Source organism: Paenibacillus sp. V4I5 (genome assembly GCF_030817255.1).
Taxonomy (GTDB): domain Bacteria; phylum Bacillota; class Bacilli; order Paenibacillales; family NBRC-103111; genus Paenibacillus_E.
On sequence record NZ_JAUSZB010000002.1, the window covers coordinates 5973527 to 5988462 of the forward strand.

Here is a 14936-nt window from a genome sequence, read left to right on the forward strand (position 1 = left end):
GATTTCTTTAGGTTGATAACAATGAGAATATTAGCGAATTTGTAAGCTTTTTTTAATATTTATACGTTATGATAGGAATAACGTAAAGATCGTAAATGAATGAAGGTGGTGAGGGTATGGATTCAAAAAGAGGTTGGCTGAAGCAATCTTTTGGGAAGCGACTGAATGCTATTCATAGCTGGAATGCGTGGATTTTGTTACTGCTAACTGTGACGGGCATCATGCTGAGTATAGGTGCGATTAGGGGAGATCTAGGGAGCTTCCGTGTGACGATCAAGCAGCTTCACATTTACTTGGGTGTCGCATCGATTCTGCTCATCGCGCTTTACGCGCCGATGATTCGAAAGCATTGGCACCAGATTCGCGCGCGCCGCAATCAACGCGCGAATCTGGTGTTCGTCCTGGCGCTCCTGATCGGCTGGGCCGGATCAGGGGTGGTCTTGTGGCAGTTCCGCAATCTGCCACCGGCTTTGAACAACTCGGCACTCTTCGTGCATGACCTGCTCACCTGGGTCGGAGTGCCGTATGCCTTGTATCACGCCATCTCGCGCAGCAGATGGCTCAAGCGCCAGCAGCGGCTCGATCAAGCCGCTACCACGGCAAGACCGCCCGCCGCGCAGGCGGTCCAAACCCCAGCCGCCGCCAGCGCTATCGCAGCGGCGCCGAACCCAGCCCCCGTGGCGGCAGAGGACGCCACGGCTAGGCGCACAGCAGCGCAGGCGGTCATCGCCGCGCTGAAGGAGTCGCCGATCACACGCGCATCGTTCCTGCGGATAGCCGCAGGACTGCTGCTCGTGATCGCGATCGGTCCCGCCTTTTACCGCTGGGTAAAAGGCGCATTCGATACCGGCGGCTCTACGACCGCCGAATATATCGCAACCGACGGCAACCGGATGCTTCCGCCGCCGACGCCACTACCAGACTCCGCTGCTGTTGTAGGCGGAGGAGCACAAGGGAATTTCCGTATATACACGGTGACGGAAATTCCGGCTTTTTCCTCGGATACGTGGAAATTCGCGATATCCGGTCTGGTTGATAACCCCAGTGCATGGAGCTGGGAAGAGTTCTTGAAGCTGAAGCGGACTGTGCAGGTTAGTGATTTCCACTGTGTGACCGGCTGGTCCGTTTACAAATGTACATGGGAGGGCATCCCGCTTAAGCAGTTATTAGCTGCTGCTGGTGTTCAAGCCACAGGGAAATATGTGAAGTTTTATTCAGGCGACAAGGTATATACAGATGCGTTGTCCCTAAGCCAGGCAAACGGGGATGATATTATGGTCGCTGTGCTCATGGACGGTAAGCCCATTCCACAAAAATTAGGAGGCCCAGTACGACTAATCGTTCCTCAAATGTATGCCTACAAATCCGTCAAATGGCTTCAAGGGATCGAGCTCATCGAGAAGGAGCACATGGGCTACTGGGAAGTAAGAGGCTACGATAACGATGCATGGGTAGATAGATCAAAGGCGTGATTTACTTGTACCTACGTAAGCTGGCAACTGACTTTCCAGGAGGTTTTTGGTATAGTGAATACTAAGAAACTTGCTCGGAAATGAGGAGGATTGCGATGGAAATCGTATCGGTTAACATTGGTTTACCACAAACAATCGTTTATCAAGGGAAAGAGCTGGTCACGGGTATTTATAAATATCCGGTCAGCTCATCTTTGTATGTATCGAAGACACAGTTGGATGGAGATGGGCAAGCGGATTTAACGGTGCATGGCGGAGCTGACAAAGCGCTATGTGTGTACCCGGAAGAGCATTACGCACACTGGGAGCAAGTGCTGGGTCAGAAGATGGAAGCAGGTGCGTTCGGTGAGAATCTAACGGTACGCGGTCTGCTCGAAGATCAGGTCTGCATTGGTGACACCTACGCCATTGGTGACGTAATCGTTCAGGTGTCGCAGCCTCGTCAACCTTGTCATAAACTAGCGAAACGTTTGGATTGGGTGGACGCCGTCCTCCAAGTCCAGGAAACCGGCTATACTGGTTATTATTTGAGGGTACTTACAGAAGGCGTGATTTCTAAGAACTCTCGAGTGAGACTTATCTCCAAAGATGAAGCGGGTGTGACTGTCGCCTATGCCAACCAAATCAAGTATCACGAAAAAACGAATATAGAAGCTGCACAGCATATTGCAGCCTTACAAGCATTATCGGCAAGTTGGAAACAATCCTTCCTTAAACGGTTAGCGGAGCTTGCAGTATGATCACTGGCGTTATTCTTGCCGGGGGGCTTAATCGCCGTATGGGAGGAAGGTTAAAGGCGCTTCTCCCCGTGCAAGGACAGCCCTTGCTTCATAAGCAGTTGAAGGAAATGTCGAGCATCTGCAAGCAAGTCATTGTCGTAACCAATGAACCTGAGGTTTTGCTGCCTCACTTGTCTTCGGTTCCCGATATTGACGTACAATGTATCACGGACGAATATGTACAAAAAGGGCCCTTAAGCGGCATCCATGCCGCCTCTCTGATCGCATCAGAGCAGCATCTGTGGATTGTGGGCTGTGATATGCCTTTTATTTCTGCCGAAGCGGCAAAGGCAATGGTGATTTTATGCCAAGAAGCTAATTTGGATGCTGTTATCCCTGTGTTGGACGGTCGCGTTCATCCACTCCATGGCATATATTCAAGATTGGTTGGTTCCGAAGCCGAGGTGTTATTGGAACAAAAGCAGTATCGTTTAATGGCGCTGCTCGATGATATGAATTGGAAGCCTGTAGAGAATGATTTCTTTGAACAGCAAAATATCCCTACCCATTTCGTAACTAATGTGAATACTCCGGAAGAATACGAGCAAATGTTAGCTAATCTACCATAGAAGTTGTTTTTCCAGATAGTTCTCGATAAGTAATCTAGGATTTTGTTATAATTTATGCCATAATGTACATAGAGAGAAGGTGAACTCCTATGCCGAAGCTGCTTATGGATCGATTCGGACGGATGCACGATTACTTGCGAATTTCTGTTACAGATCGTTGTAATCTGCGATGTGTATACTGCATGCCTGAAGAAGGAATGGAATTTGAACCGGATGAAAAGCTGTTAACTTTCGAGGAAATTACGGAAGTTGTCCGTGTGCTGGCAGGACTTGGTGTTCGTAAGCTGAGATTAACCGGTGGTGAGCCCCTTGTGCGCAAAAACTTGGAGCAATTGATCGGTATGCTTTCTCAAATTCCTGGCATTGAAGATATTGCCCTGACTACGAATGGGATTTACTTTGCCTCGAGGGCTGAAAAGCTTCGTGCAGCAGGGTTAACCCGTGTTAATATTAGCTTGGATTCTTTGAAAGCGGATCGGTTCTCTTTGATAACTAGAGGCGGGGATATTCATCGTGTACTGGCTAGCATTGAAGAAGCTTACCGCGTGGGCATCACCCCGATTAAGCTCAATGTGGTCTTGATGAAAGGCATTAATGATGACGAAATTGAAGACTTTTTGCAAATGACGATTGACCGTCCTATTCAGGTTAGGTTCATCGAATATATGCCAATTGGTCATCAAGACGAAGATTGGAAAAGCCGCTATTTATCCCTGACCACGGTTTTAGATCGCTGTAAATCGAAGGGGTGGAATGCGTCTGCCTCGGACGCGGTTTATGGAAATGGTCCCTCTCAGAACTTTCGAATTGATGGAGCGTTAGGCTCATTTGGCCTCATACATCCGATTAGCGATCACTTCTGTGAGACCTGCAATCGTCTGCGACTAACAGCGGATGGCAATGTGAAGCCATGTCTATACTGGTCGGATGAATTTAATGTGCGAAAATATATCGGAGATGACTCTGCGATGGAAGATTTGTTCTTCCGCGCTTTGGATATCAAACCACAAAATCATGAGATGGCCCAGGCACTAATGAATGAAGAGCAGTCCCATACACCAACACTTCGCCGGATGTCGCAAATTGGCGGTTAAGCTTAGGAGGAACAGACGCTAGTGAGCAGTGATAGTAAGCTTAAGTTTGGGCGCAAAGTGATTTCGGTTGAGGAAGCCCGAAGCCTACTTTTCGAATATGTTAAACACACACCAATAGAATCCGTTCCGCTATCTTCCGCTTTCGGTAGAAGGCTGGCCGTGGACATAGTTGCCGATCATCCGGTGCCCCATTTTCGCAGATCAGGTGTTGATGGGTATGCCGTATGTTCAAAAGATATTGAACAGGCCACACCAGATGCTCCTGTTGTTTTGCGGGTGATAGAGCGAATTCCTAGCGGAACGGTTCCTCAGCTAACCATCCAATCTGGTATGGCTGCTCGTATTATGACGGGAGCCCCTGTACCTGGTGGTGCGGATGCTGTCGTTATGCTGGAGATGACGGATTCCCTTGAAGATGCGGGAACAAGCTCCTATCATGTGAGTATCAAAAAAAACATAACCGCTGCAAGCAATATAACCCCAATAGCCGGTGAAATCGGTTTAGGGGATATATTACTTCAGCAAGGTACACGGATTGGGCCTGGCGAAGCGGCGATTTTGGCCACTTTCGGCTACTCGGATGTATCCGTATATCGACAGCCGAAGGTCGCCATTTTCTCAACAGGTTCTGAGTTGCTGAATGTGGCAGAAGCGCTAAAGCCGGGACGAATTCGCAACAGTAACAGCTACATGCTGGCGGCGCAGGTGGAAGCTGCTGGTGGATCTGCGGTTATCATGCAGGCGCTTTCGGATGATGTGACAGAGGTGGAAGCGGCGCTGCAGGAAACTTTCCCAAAAGTCGACTTAGTCCTCACATCCGGCGGTGTTTCCGTTGGTGATTACGACGTTCTTGTTGATGTCTTTGAACGATTTGAGGGCAAGCTGTTGTTCAACAAAGTAGCCATGCGGCCGGGCACTCCAACGAGTGCGGCTCTATGGAACAATAAATTGCTGTTAGCTTTGTCCGGTAATCCGGGCGCCTCATTCGTCGGGTTTGAGCTGTTTGCCAAACCGCTGATTAAAGCGATGGCAGGGTGTCACTCACCTTATCCGGAAGCGATCACGGCTCAGTTGGATGTTGATTATAATAAAGGCTCTGCTTATCCGCGTTATGTCAGAGGAACGACTCATGTGGACAACGGTTGTTTGAAGGTTAAGCCATCAGGTATTGATAAGTCCAGTATTATGGTTTCTATCAAAGATGCGGATTGTTTGATTTACTTACCTGCCGGAGGTAAGGGGTTCTTAAAAGACGAACGCGTAATTATTTATCCTATACAATAAAGATGGCCTACCTATCGCTGAACTTCCGGTAAGAAGTCATTGATGGTAGGCCATTTTATACTAGATCAATGTGTGAGGCAATTCACTCCATTAGTAGAACGTGGCAAGGATGATGACAAGTAAAACATACAGGACAAGAACGACTCCTACTGAACTTCCGTATCCTGGAGTTCCACAATCAGCTGCATATGACATAGTATCCCCTCCGGTGTATATTTTGTAGGATGTATCCCTATACAACAGCATATGACCGGGGGGCATTCGTTGATTGGACATTTGCCCTACACGCCACTACTTTGGTTAAAGTGATATACCAGTCAGCATCATTAACACGAAATATCGTCATCGACTTGCTGCGCAAAAAGCAAAATCGTACCTCGGGTCAAACAGCTGAGACTGAATAGTTAAACCGCATTCCAGATACAGGCAAGAGCACCGATAACGGTACAGGCGGGTTATATTACACATTTAATCCGAATAATTATGATACGATTGCCATTACGTTAGAGCCCGATGCTCATGGTGTTACGCCCCGAGGAAAGCCAGTTCTAACAGCAACTTTGTTAAAAGCTCATCTATTCTAAATGAGGTGATTTGAGATGAATGAAATTCGTACTTTACGACAAGAGGAGCTTCTGGAGAGCTTTTCTCTATCTGAATTTGCTTTTCAATATGAGCTTACCGCAGAGGAAAAGGCAGAGCGGATAGCCTCTACAGATCCTAATCAAGTGTGGGGCTATTTCGTTGACGGCGCTATGGCTGCAAAGCTCACGGTACTTAACTTCCGGACTTGGTTAAATGGGAAGAGCTTTGCGATGGGCGGTATAGCGGGCGTAGCAACATGGCCTGAGTACCGTCGTAATGGAATGGTTGGACAGCTTCTGGTTCAAGCGCTTAAAGCGATGAGAGAGCAGGGGCAGACCATTTCCTTTCTCGCGCCGTTTAAGTTTGAATTTTATCGTAAATATGGCTGGGAAACATACGTGGATTATTTGAAATATGAAATCCCTGTAGATAAGCTTCCCAAGTTCCAAGCCGCTGAGGGCAGTTCGATCTTACGTGTAGCCAAAAGCGGAGAAATCCTGAATCCAATCTACGCTAAGTTTGCAAAAGCATACAACGGCATGATGGAGCGGGATGAGGACTGGTGGAATAATCGCTATTTGAAATTTAAAAAGGGCACAGCTGCCGTCTACAAGAACGCTCAAGGGGAACAGCGGGGTTATGTATTTTACCAGGTAAAGGACACGGTAGCGACCATCCATGAGTTGGTTTTCCTTGACGAGGAAGCAAGACGTGGCATATGGAAGTTCATTGCTGATCATGATTCGATGATAACCAAGGTGGAAGTGAATGCACCAGTAGATGACCAACTTCCGTTTCTAGTGCATGATCCAAAGTTCAAACAAGAAAAGATTACTTATTTCTCGGCAAGAATTGTAGATGTAGAAGCTTTTCTGACGCAGTATGTGTATGAAGCTCGCGATGGGGCGGAATCCATATATCTACACATTACAGACAAGCATGCGGATTGGAACCAAGGCATTTATCGGTTACAGTTCACAGACAATGGGAAAGCGGCCACCGTAGCGAAGTTATCTGAAGATGAAATACCTTCAGGGGACCAACTACTTAGCTGTAACATACAGACGTTGACGGCTTTGTTCATGGGTTATCAGAAAGCCGGATTCATGGCCCGAATCGAGCGTCTTCAAGGGACTGATGAACTTATTAGCCGGTTGGAAGATGCCATTCCGCGACGGACTACTTATTTAGCGGATTTCTTTTAAAGATAAAAACAGACGGTACCTTTGGTAAAACCATAGGGCCGTTTTCAGTTATGGGACCATTTCGAGTATTTCTCTGTCCATTAACACCGAATAAAGTGACTTGATCAAGGGTACCTTAATGGAAATCATTAACAGGAGGGTGTGCCCTTGTATCATTTGTATACTCATAATGATCTGGATGGAGTAGGTTGCGGTATAATAGCTCGATTAACATTTGGTGAAAAGGTAGAAATTCGATATAACTCTGTCGGAGGGTTAAATTTACAAGTAAAACGCTTTTTAGAAAAATCAAGAAAAAAGAACTATTTGTTTATCACCGACTTATCCGTGGATGAAACGAATGAACTAGGACTAAACGAGTTTGCGAAATCGGGTGGAAAAGTAAAACTTATTGATCATCATAAAACCTCGCTTCATTTAAACAAATATTCGTGGGGAATGGTTCAGATTGCGTATGAAAATGGAAAACTTGCTTCTGCAACTTCTCTATTTTATGAGTATCTGATCCAGAACGGATTGTTGAAGCCAATGAAGGGATTAGATGAATTCGTCGAATTGGTCCGTCAGTATGATACCTGGGAATGGGAACAGAATGACTATATCAAGGCTAAGCGATTAAACGATCTCTTTTATTTAATTTCCATTGAAGAATTTGAGGAAAAAATGGTGGCTCGCATTCAGCAAAGCGAGAACTTTGCATTCGATCCCTTTGAAGAAAAAATTTTGGATATGGAAGAAGAAAAAATTGAACGCTATGTGCGCAGAAAAAAGAGGGAAATCATCCACTCCCGAATCGATGATCATCATGTAGGCATCGTTCATGCGGAATCCTATCATTCTGAACTTGGAAACGCTCTAGGCAAAGAAAATCCTCATCTGGATTACATCGCAATCATGAATATGGGCGGTAAAAAGATAAGCTTTCGAACGATTCACGATCACATCGATGTCTCGGAAATTGCGGGTCTTTATGGAGGAGGAGGCCATGCTAAAGCTTCCGGTTGCTCTATGACAGAAGAAGCCTATCAGTGGTACGTAGCGAAGCCATTCCCGATGGAACCCATTCGCGCGGATGCGAATAAAAATACATTTAACATGAAAAATTCTGTTTATGGATCACTTTATGAGAATAGAAATGAACAACAAGTGTTTATTTTTCCTTCGGGAGACAGATGGGAAGTCGATGTGGATGGGGTCGAATCCAACCAACATTTTTCTACTTTCGAAGAGGCAGAGCGTTATGTCAAAAGGGATTATGCCGCTTGGTTAGTTCGGGACGAAACGTATGTGGCATTCCTAATGGAGCATATGGCGGCAAGAAAAACAAAAAACCTCGAAGGTAGTTCAGTCATATAAAGAGCAACGCTAGTTTCAGATAACTGGGATAAAATGCAAGTCACCTTCTCATACTAACTATGAGACAATGGAGGTGAACGCTATGCCCAAAAATGACGCCGATCCCAAGCATGACCGCGAAGATAACAAAGCAGATAAGAAAAATAATCAGCAGAATAACGCTAATTTTATGGAAGAAGCTCAAACGCTATCGAGCAACGAGGCACCTGATTACGTCCCAAGTTTAAATGGTATCCCTAAAAATCAAGTTTAAGTAACTGCAGGCTGCTCTTCTCGTCACTATATGATGGGAGAGCAGCTTTTCTGATTTTTCCACCTTAAATAAAAAAAGCTGATTTCTTGAGAAGTAAATCTCAGAAACCAGCTTTTTTTTCAGCCGTTTTAATTGGATAATTTGTACACTTTAATGGTTTGGATACCAAACTTCTTCACAGATTGCTTGGATCCTGGGATAAAGATATCAAGACGCTTGCCTTTGATTGCACCGCCAGTATCTGTCGCGTAAGCATACATGCCGCCTACAGGTAAGCCGTTGAAATTATAACCTTCTATATAGAGCTTAGATCCTAGAGGAATCACGGTGGGATCTACAGCAACGGTTCCAATACTTAGTGGATTACCCATATAATCAAAAGCTCCGTAGCCGCCATTCTCAGATGGATCTGCTGAATAGGCAGTGGATTTAAACAATTCATAATCTGGCGCATACTTATTGCCATCTTTACTTAGAATAGCTAATTTGCTGCTAGCGTCCCACTGAACGGGAATATCGGATACTTTGCTTAGAAAACGAAGAGGCACGTATACGCGTCCATTTTGGAATTCCGCATGTGTGTCCATCTCGACACGGTGGCTATCGATTTCAGCTTCTTTTTGTCCAGATACTAAGGTGATTGAATGTTTGCTGTTATTTAGCGTGACCTTGATCTCATCGCCTTCTTTTTGCCACTTTACTTCATAACCAAGCTTCTCCGTTACGAAACGAATCGGTACTTGGGTAGCATGATTCTCATCCAAAAAAGGCTGAGCATCCGGAAATTGAACCAGTTTATCATTGACTTGCACTTTCACATCCATCTCTGCGGCATTCGCCGTAAATGGGGAAAGAAAGCCTCCTGCCAACACTGTTAAAGACACAGCAAGGCTAGTTAACCCTTTAGTAATTGTATGCAATTGGTAATCCTCCTTCATGAGCCTTCGAGGTTAGTTGACGGGTTCGGGAAGAAGGTTCTCCCTAGTCTGCTCCGATGAAGAGCAAATATTCACCCCATGTAAATCGTCCCCCGTACCGGCACTTTGTCTGTGCACCGGACTCGGCTTCAAATAGTTTAGCACTTGAGGCCTTGTGGGACAACGGCCAAAATATGGATGGAGGTCTTAGAGGGTACTGGACTTAGGTCTAGGTACAAAAACAGTCGCGAGTCCGTTTTGAGGTTTAGCTGTTTCAGGTACGATAGAAGCATGAAGAACACGTGAGGGGCGGTAAGCAGAATGAGTATGGATCGATCGAAAGGGTTGGCTTTGGTTTTAATCACAGCAGGTATACTTATTTGCCTGCATCAATTTGGCAGTCATATTCATTTTATGGGATTTTTATTCCCGGCAGCTATGCTTGGATTAGGCTATGTAGGCATTAAGAATGGGAAGAAAATTGGTTGGTTTTTCGCCGGCTTAGGCGGCTTGATACTGACCATTAAACTATCGGGCTTCATCGCCATTGCTTTCGCTGTATGTTTAGTGGTGTACGGTATTCATCTATTGAAGAAACGAAATGAATTTTAAAACATAAGAAAATGGGGGTGTAATTCATGAGCATATTGAATCGGATTGGCAAAATAGCAGAAGCTGCATGGCAAGAAACGGCCGGCAAGCTCGATCATCATGAACAGGGTAGCAGCGTGATAGAAAAGCTGGAACAGCGCTATCAGGAGGCGCTGCAGCGAACTATTGAGCTGCGACGCCACAGTGTGAACGCAGAGGAGATGGCGCAGCTGCGCGGCGAGCAAGCCGAGCTGGCAATGCGCGCCGGCGATGAAGAGCTCGCGCGGCTCGCGCTGCAAGAGAAGCAGCGCGAGGAAGCCGCTTGCGAGCACTACCGCGCGCAGTACGCGAGCAGCCAGGACGTGTGCCTGGCGCTCGCGGATGAACTGCGCGGGCTGCGTGCGGGGCACGCAGCCGAGGGGGTGCAGCCGCCGAGCAGCGGTCTGCACGAGAAAGAGGCTCGCGACACTTGGCGCGAGCTGGAAGTGACCGGCCGCGAGCTCGGCCGGGAAGCGCTGCAGGGGCTCCGCGAAGCGGGCCGCCTGTCGCAAGAGACGCTGAAGGAAGCCGGCGGCAACCTTCAGCAGGAGCTGCGCACGCTGCGCGGCAAGTTCCAGCAGGATTGGCAGCAGCATCGCTCCAGCGGTGACACCGACCCACGCGACAAGAAATAGTCGCGTGTTATCCCTCAAGCGCCTAATAACTAGGCGCAGGAGCTCTTGACCTCCATGATTCATGCGGAAGCCTTGCCGCGCAAGGATTTGCATCTTGGAGGTCGTCCATTCTTATGGTATGCTAGGAATCTATATGAACTAATTTAAAAGTCAGCCAGAGGAGGTGCAGCGATGGGAGAAGAAACTAAAAGCAACCGTAACCGCAATACAGCACTAGTGCTGATTGGAGCCGGTCTTTTTTTGCTTCTAGATCATACGATAGGCTTTTTCCCCATTCTTGCCATTATCCTCATCTTGCTAGGCATTCATCGGGTCCGTTCACGCAAAGAGCGCAAAGGTTATGTACTGATCGGCATAGGGGCAGTGATTTTATTCGGAGATCACATTACCATTGTGTTCTCTATTGTTTTAATTTCGCTAGGTTTGTTTTTCATACGATCGAAGCAAGTACACAAAGACGACACGTATATGCAGAAGCAGAAATTGGTGGATAGCGTCCGTTTAGGCCGTGAGCCTTGGATTTTACGCAACAGTTCAACTTGGTACATTATTGGAGAAACCTACATTGATCTTTCACTTGCGATTTTGGAGCAAAAGGAAACCACGGTCATCCTGCAAGGCGTAGTAGGAGATGTAGATATCAAAGTGCCGGAGGATATCGGTGTCGCTGTGACGGCTTCCATCTCGTTTGGGCAGATTCAAGTTGCGAATGAGCGTGAGTCCGGGGTTATGAATAAGCTGATTTGGCAGTCCCCTAACTATGAACATTGCGATCACCGCGTGAAACTTGTGCTTTCTTACATCGTAGGAGATATCAAGATTAAAGTATTGTGAGAATGTGCGCTTGGGCACGCGTAAAGATCTCGAGGAGGTTCATTACCAATTGGACGGCTATAAACGACGATTAACGAATATGATATGGCGCAGCATGAGTGAATCGATCATCTTTAGTTTCGTTGTGTTTGGCGCGATCATTTATTTTTTGAATTCGCGCAATCTGATTGTGCCATTTACGAGCTGGCAAGAGGGCGTTAAATTTACATTTATGGCGATTTTGGTTATAGGCGGCATTGGCGCTGTGTATGGCTTCTGGAATAGCAACCGAATTACTCGGAGGCTTGAACCGATGATGGAAACGATGATTTTGCTGGAAAAAGGAACGTTTGCCCGCGGTGGCTTCCAACACGGTGAAGATGAAATCGGGCGACTGGGTGATCAGTTAGGCCGTATTATGAAGCGGTGGGAAGAGCAGGTTACTTCCCTACAGCGCTTATCTAATGATAATGCGGAGCTTGCGGAGAAAGCAAAGCTGTCTGCGGTTATTGAAGAAAGACAGCGATTAGCGCGAGAGCTTCATGATGCGGTGAGCCAGCAATTATTCGCGATATCGATGACGGCAACAGCAGTAGGGCGGACTTTGGATAAGGATTTCGAGAAGGCTAAACGGCAAATTCATCTCATCGAGGAGATGGCATCTGTTGCCCAATCGGAAATGAGAGCCTTGCTGCTGCATCTAAGACCTATTCATCTGGAAGGGAAACGACTGTCCGAAGGACTTGTTGAGCTTCTGAAGGAGCTTGCGGCAAAAGTGCCCATGGCGATTACTTGGGATATGGACGAAGATATCCGCTTGAATAAGGGGATTGAGGATCATTTGTTCCGTATCGTACAAGAGGCGCTTTCTAATGCTCTGCGCCATTCTAAGGCGAACAAGCTGGAAGTGAAGCTGCTGCACCGTCATGACGGTGTTCGTCTTGCGATACGCGATGACGGAGTCGGTTTTGAATTAGATGCTAAAAAGCTTACATCGTATGGTATAGTGTCCATGAAGGAGCGGGTTAATGAAATCGGCGGCTCTGTGGATATCATTACGGCGCCTGATCGAGGTACACGCATTGAGATTCGTGTGCCTATCCTCGCTACCACTGAATATGTTGTGGAAAATTAACTTTTAACCATAGATGGCAGGGCAAAAATAGTTTTCTAACGAGAGGAGTAGCAAATGGAAGACGCGTTGATTAAGGTTTTACTTGTCGATGACCACGAAATGGTCAGGATCGGACTAGCAGCTGTTCTAGGCACAGAGGATGGTATTGAAGTGGTCGGGGAAGCCAGCAATGGTCAAGATGGCATTCGGCTTGCACAGGAATATCGACCGGATGTCGTACTCATGGATTTGGTCATGGAAGGCATGGACGGTATCGAAACGACAAGGAAGCTGCTGCAACTTTACCCGGATTGCAAAGTCATTGTGTTGACGAGCTTCTTAGATGATGAGAAAATGTATCCAGTGATTGAAGCTGGGGCTTTCAGCTATTTGCTCAAAACGTCCCGCGCCTCCGAGATCGCTCAAGCGATAAGAGCGGCCGCTAAAGGGCAGTCCATTCTGGAGTCTCAGGTCGCCTCCAAGATCATGAATCGCTTTCGTCAGCCTAAGCCGGCAGCAGAGCCGCATGAGGAGTTAACCGATCGTGAAATGGAAGTGCTACGCTTGATTGCTAAAGGTAAATCCAATCAAGAGCTAGCCGATGATTTGTTTATCGGTGTGAAGACGGTAAAGTTTCACGTCACCAATGTTCTGGCCAAGCTAGGTGTGGAAGATCGAACACAAGCCGCCATCTATGCCTTTAAACATGGTTTGGCTGAATAGCATTTAGTCACAAGGGAGCGATAGGAATGAATCTATTAAAGCAAGTTTGGAGTTGGTTTGGCTCCATTGCCATTTCGTTTATTTTAGTCGTATTTCTTGGTGTTTTCGTGTTCCAATCAACGAAGGTTATGGGACATTCCATGGATCCGACGCTGCATGACAGTCAACGCGTGTATGTATCAAAGCTTTCTCATACGTTTAATTATGAACCGAAATATGAGGATATTGTTATTATCGACTCCAGAGTCGATCTTAAGAGAACATTCAAGAACGATCTGTTAGACAGCCCATTGATCAGTTTATTTACCAAGGGCGATGATAGACATGTCTGGATCAAACGGGTAATTGGTAAGCCGGGAGATCAATTGGAGCTCAAGGACGACAAGATGTACCGTAACGGCGCGCTTCTTGACGAGCCTTACATTAACGAGGCAATGAAAGCTAATGGAAACAAGAAATGGACGGTACCTGCCGATCATATTTTCGTGATGGGAGATAACCGAAATAATAGTATGGATAGTAGAGTGATCGGATATATCCCGCTTGATCATGTATTAGGTAAGAAGCTATTCTAAAGAAAGCGACCCTCTGGGTGGGCATGCATGTGCATGAGCTCACTCGAGGGTCGTTTTTTGTATTCACGATGCAAATGTAGACATGTTGAATTTTCAATCACATCTGAACATCTAGCAGAAGTCCACTCATCGGAACCGGCAGATAAGATTGGAGATGAGATCGATATTGGCCGTAAGGCTTAAGCTGTGAACGTGACATTTGGAACAACGATTCCGAAGGCAATTGCTGTAATTGTCCAATTGAATTCGAAAGTGTGACGGCGAAGTTTGTTAGGCTGCCAAGACTTTTTAACGTAGAACTAGAATGGTTCTTAATCTGATCTTGAAGTTCATCTTCTTGGAGCTTTAAACTTCCGTTATCCAGCTTTGTTATCCCAATCTCTTTCAGAGAATAGGGCTTAGCGGCTTGCTCTAGTCCTATGAGAAGTGAGCGATTCAAATACTCGGGAGAATCCCGCAAACTGTCCTGAAATTCATTATATGTATGTACGAATTGACGTATAGGTTCAATGATGGACTCGCTATCGTTTTCTGACGAAAGGGTTGTTGCCTTGTAGGCAATCGCAGGAAGTCTAGACTCCACCAAGGATTGTGCCGATTGTTTAACGTTCTGCGAAGATTGAACAAATTCGGCTACGCCTTTCGCGGCAGACTGAGCGTGTTGTTTGTAGGCTAATTCTTCAAAGGGCATGTCAAGTTGTCGACGAATGGTATTTGATTTACCGCCGGTAATACCGCTTACCGCGCTTACTCGGTAGTAGTCTTTATGGGTTTGATAGCTGTTCAAAGCCATGATTGGGGGATACGCATAAATCATGGAGATCACCTCATTTTCGCTTAATTATAGTATAGCATTCGTAGGGACTGGGGTAAATTGGTACTTGCTTTGTTAGAACAGTAAAAAAGCTGCCAAATCAAGCTGAGTCATTTGC

General features: G+C 46.4%; 17 protein-coding genes and 1 riboswitch. Of the genes, 14 read left to right on the forward strand and 3 right to left on the reverse strand.

Annotated features, from left to right (window positions below):
* The first annotated feature begins 116 nt into the window (after window positions 1-116).
* The 5 genes from QFZ78_RS29325 to QFZ78_RS29345 all read left to right on the forward strand — a co-directional run bounded on the left by QFZ78_RS29325 (window position 117) and on the right by QFZ78_RS29345 (window position 5198).
* Window positions 117-1472 carry a molybdopterin-dependent oxidoreductase gene (locus QFZ78_RS29325; protein ID WP_307552767.1) on the forward strand — a complete coding sequence of 452 codons (1356 nt, stop codon included), beginning with the start codon at window positions 117-119 and terminating at the stop codon, window positions 1470-1472.
* Between the two features lie 95 nt (window positions 1473-1567).
* Entirely contained in the window at window positions 1568-2212 is a 645-nt protein-coding gene (locus QFZ78_RS29330) for an MOSC domain-containing protein (RefSeq protein WP_307552768.1), read from the forward strand.
* On the forward strand, window positions 2209-2820 hold the full coding sequence (gene mobA / locus QFZ78_RS29335; RefSeq protein WP_307552769.1) for a molybdenum cofactor guanylyltransferase: 612 nt from the start codon (window positions 2209-2211) through the stop codon (window positions 2818-2820). The genes QFZ78_RS29330 and mobA overlap by 4 nt, the downstream gene beginning before the upstream one ends.
* A gap of 89 nt (window positions 2821-2909) precedes the next feature.
* Window positions 2910-3914, forward strand: a complete 1005-nt coding sequence (moaA, locus tag QFZ78_RS29340) for a GTP 3',8-cyclase MoaA (RefSeq protein ID WP_307552770.1) — start codon at window positions 2910-2912, stop codon at window positions 3912-3914.
* A gap of 21 nt (window positions 3915-3935) precedes the next feature.
* Window positions 3936-5198 carry a molybdopterin molybdotransferase MoeA gene (locus QFZ78_RS29345; protein WP_307552771.1) on the forward strand — a complete coding sequence of 421 codons (1263 nt, stop codon included), beginning with the start codon at window positions 3936-3938 and terminating at the stop codon, window positions 5196-5198.
* Between the two features lie 90 nt (window positions 5199-5288).
* Here QFZ78_RS29345 and QFZ78_RS29350 read toward each other — a convergent pair whose 3' ends face one another.
* A complete protein-coding gene (locus QFZ78_RS29350; RefSeq protein WP_307552772.1) occupies window positions 5289-5393 on the reverse strand; it encodes a YjcZ family sporulation protein in 105 nt (34 codons plus the stop codon).
* Between the two features lie 404 nt (window positions 5394-5797).
* Here QFZ78_RS29350 and QFZ78_RS29355 point away from each other — a divergent pair, with 404 nt between their 5' ends.
* From QFZ78_RS29355 to QFZ78_RS29365, 3 genes are all read left to right on the forward strand, one after another.
* Window positions 5798-6988 (forward strand): GNAT family N-acetyltransferase, encoded by a 1191-nt coding sequence (locus tag QFZ78_RS29355; protein WP_307552773.1) that lies wholly within the window; start codon window positions 5798-5800, stop codon window positions 6986-6988.
* 147 nt (window positions 6989-7135) lie between these two features.
* Window positions 7136-8344 (forward strand): DHH family phosphoesterase, encoded by a 1209-nt coding sequence (locus tag QFZ78_RS29360; RefSeq protein WP_307552774.1) that lies wholly within the window; start codon window positions 7136-7138, stop codon window positions 8342-8344.
* A gap of 82 nt (window positions 8345-8426) precedes the next feature.
* Window positions 8427-8597, forward strand: a complete 171-nt coding sequence (locus QFZ78_RS29365) for a hypothetical protein (protein ID WP_164826793.1) — start codon at window positions 8427-8429, stop codon at window positions 8595-8597.
* A 128-nt stretch (window positions 8598-8725) separates the two neighbouring features.
* On the opposite strand, the gene QFZ78_RS29370 is transcribed toward QFZ78_RS29365, so the two are convergent.
* Complete coding sequence (locus QFZ78_RS29370) at window positions 8726-9517, reverse strand: stalk domain-containing protein (RefSeq protein WP_307552775.1); 792 nt, start codon at window positions 9515-9517, stop codon at window positions 8726-8728.
* Window positions 9518-9521: 4 nt separating this feature from the next.
* A riboswitch (cyclic di-AMP (ydaO/yuaA leader) is annotated at window positions 9522-9673 on the reverse strand.
* Window positions 9674-9835: 162 nt separating this feature from the next.
* Here QFZ78_RS29370 and QFZ78_RS29375 point away from each other — a divergent pair.
* The 6 genes from QFZ78_RS29375 to lepB all read left to right on the forward strand — a co-directional run bounded on the left by QFZ78_RS29375 (window position 9836) and on the right by lepB (window position 14004).
* The gene (locus QFZ78_RS29375; protein ID WP_307552777.1) at window positions 9836-10126 is read left to right on the forward strand and encodes a LiaF transmembrane domain-containing protein; all 291 of its coding nucleotides are present in this window, start codon (window positions 9836-9838) and stop codon (window positions 10124-10126) included.
* 26 nt (window positions 10127-10152) lie between these two features.
* The gene (locus QFZ78_RS29380; protein WP_307552779.1) at window positions 10153-10779 is read left to right on the forward strand and encodes a PspA/IM30 family protein; all 627 of its coding nucleotides are present in this window, start codon (window positions 10153-10155) and stop codon (window positions 10777-10779) included.
* A 171-nt stretch (window positions 10780-10950) separates the two neighbouring features.
* Window positions 10951-11613 carry a cell wall-active antibiotics response protein LiaF gene (gene liaF, locus QFZ78_RS29385; protein WP_307552781.1) on the forward strand — a complete coding sequence of 221 codons (663 nt, stop codon included), beginning with the start codon at window positions 10951-10953 and terminating at the stop codon, window positions 11611-11613.
* A 49-nt stretch (window positions 11614-11662) separates the two neighbouring features.
* Entirely contained in the window at window positions 11663-12727 is a 1065-nt protein-coding gene (locus tag QFZ78_RS29390; protein ID WP_307552783.1) for a sensor histidine kinase, read from the forward strand.
* Between the two features lie 54 nt (window positions 12728-12781).
* Complete coding sequence (locus tag QFZ78_RS29395) at window positions 12782-13429, forward strand: response regulator (RefSeq protein ID WP_307552785.1); 648 nt, start codon at window positions 12782-12784, stop codon at window positions 13427-13429.
* 26 nt (window positions 13430-13455) lie between these two features.
* Window positions 13456-14004 carry a signal peptidase I gene (gene lepB, locus QFZ78_RS29400; RefSeq protein WP_307552787.1) on the forward strand — a complete coding sequence of 183 codons (549 nt, stop codon included), beginning with the start codon at window positions 13456-13458 and terminating at the stop codon, window positions 14002-14004.
* A 97-nt stretch (window positions 14005-14101) separates the two neighbouring features.
* On the opposite strand, the gene QFZ78_RS29405 is transcribed toward lepB, so the two are convergent.
* Window positions 14102-14821 (reverse strand): hypothetical protein, encoded by a 720-nt coding sequence (locus QFZ78_RS29405; protein WP_307552789.1) that lies wholly within the window; start codon window positions 14819-14821, stop codon window positions 14102-14104.
* Window positions 14822-14936 lie beyond the last annotated feature (115 nt).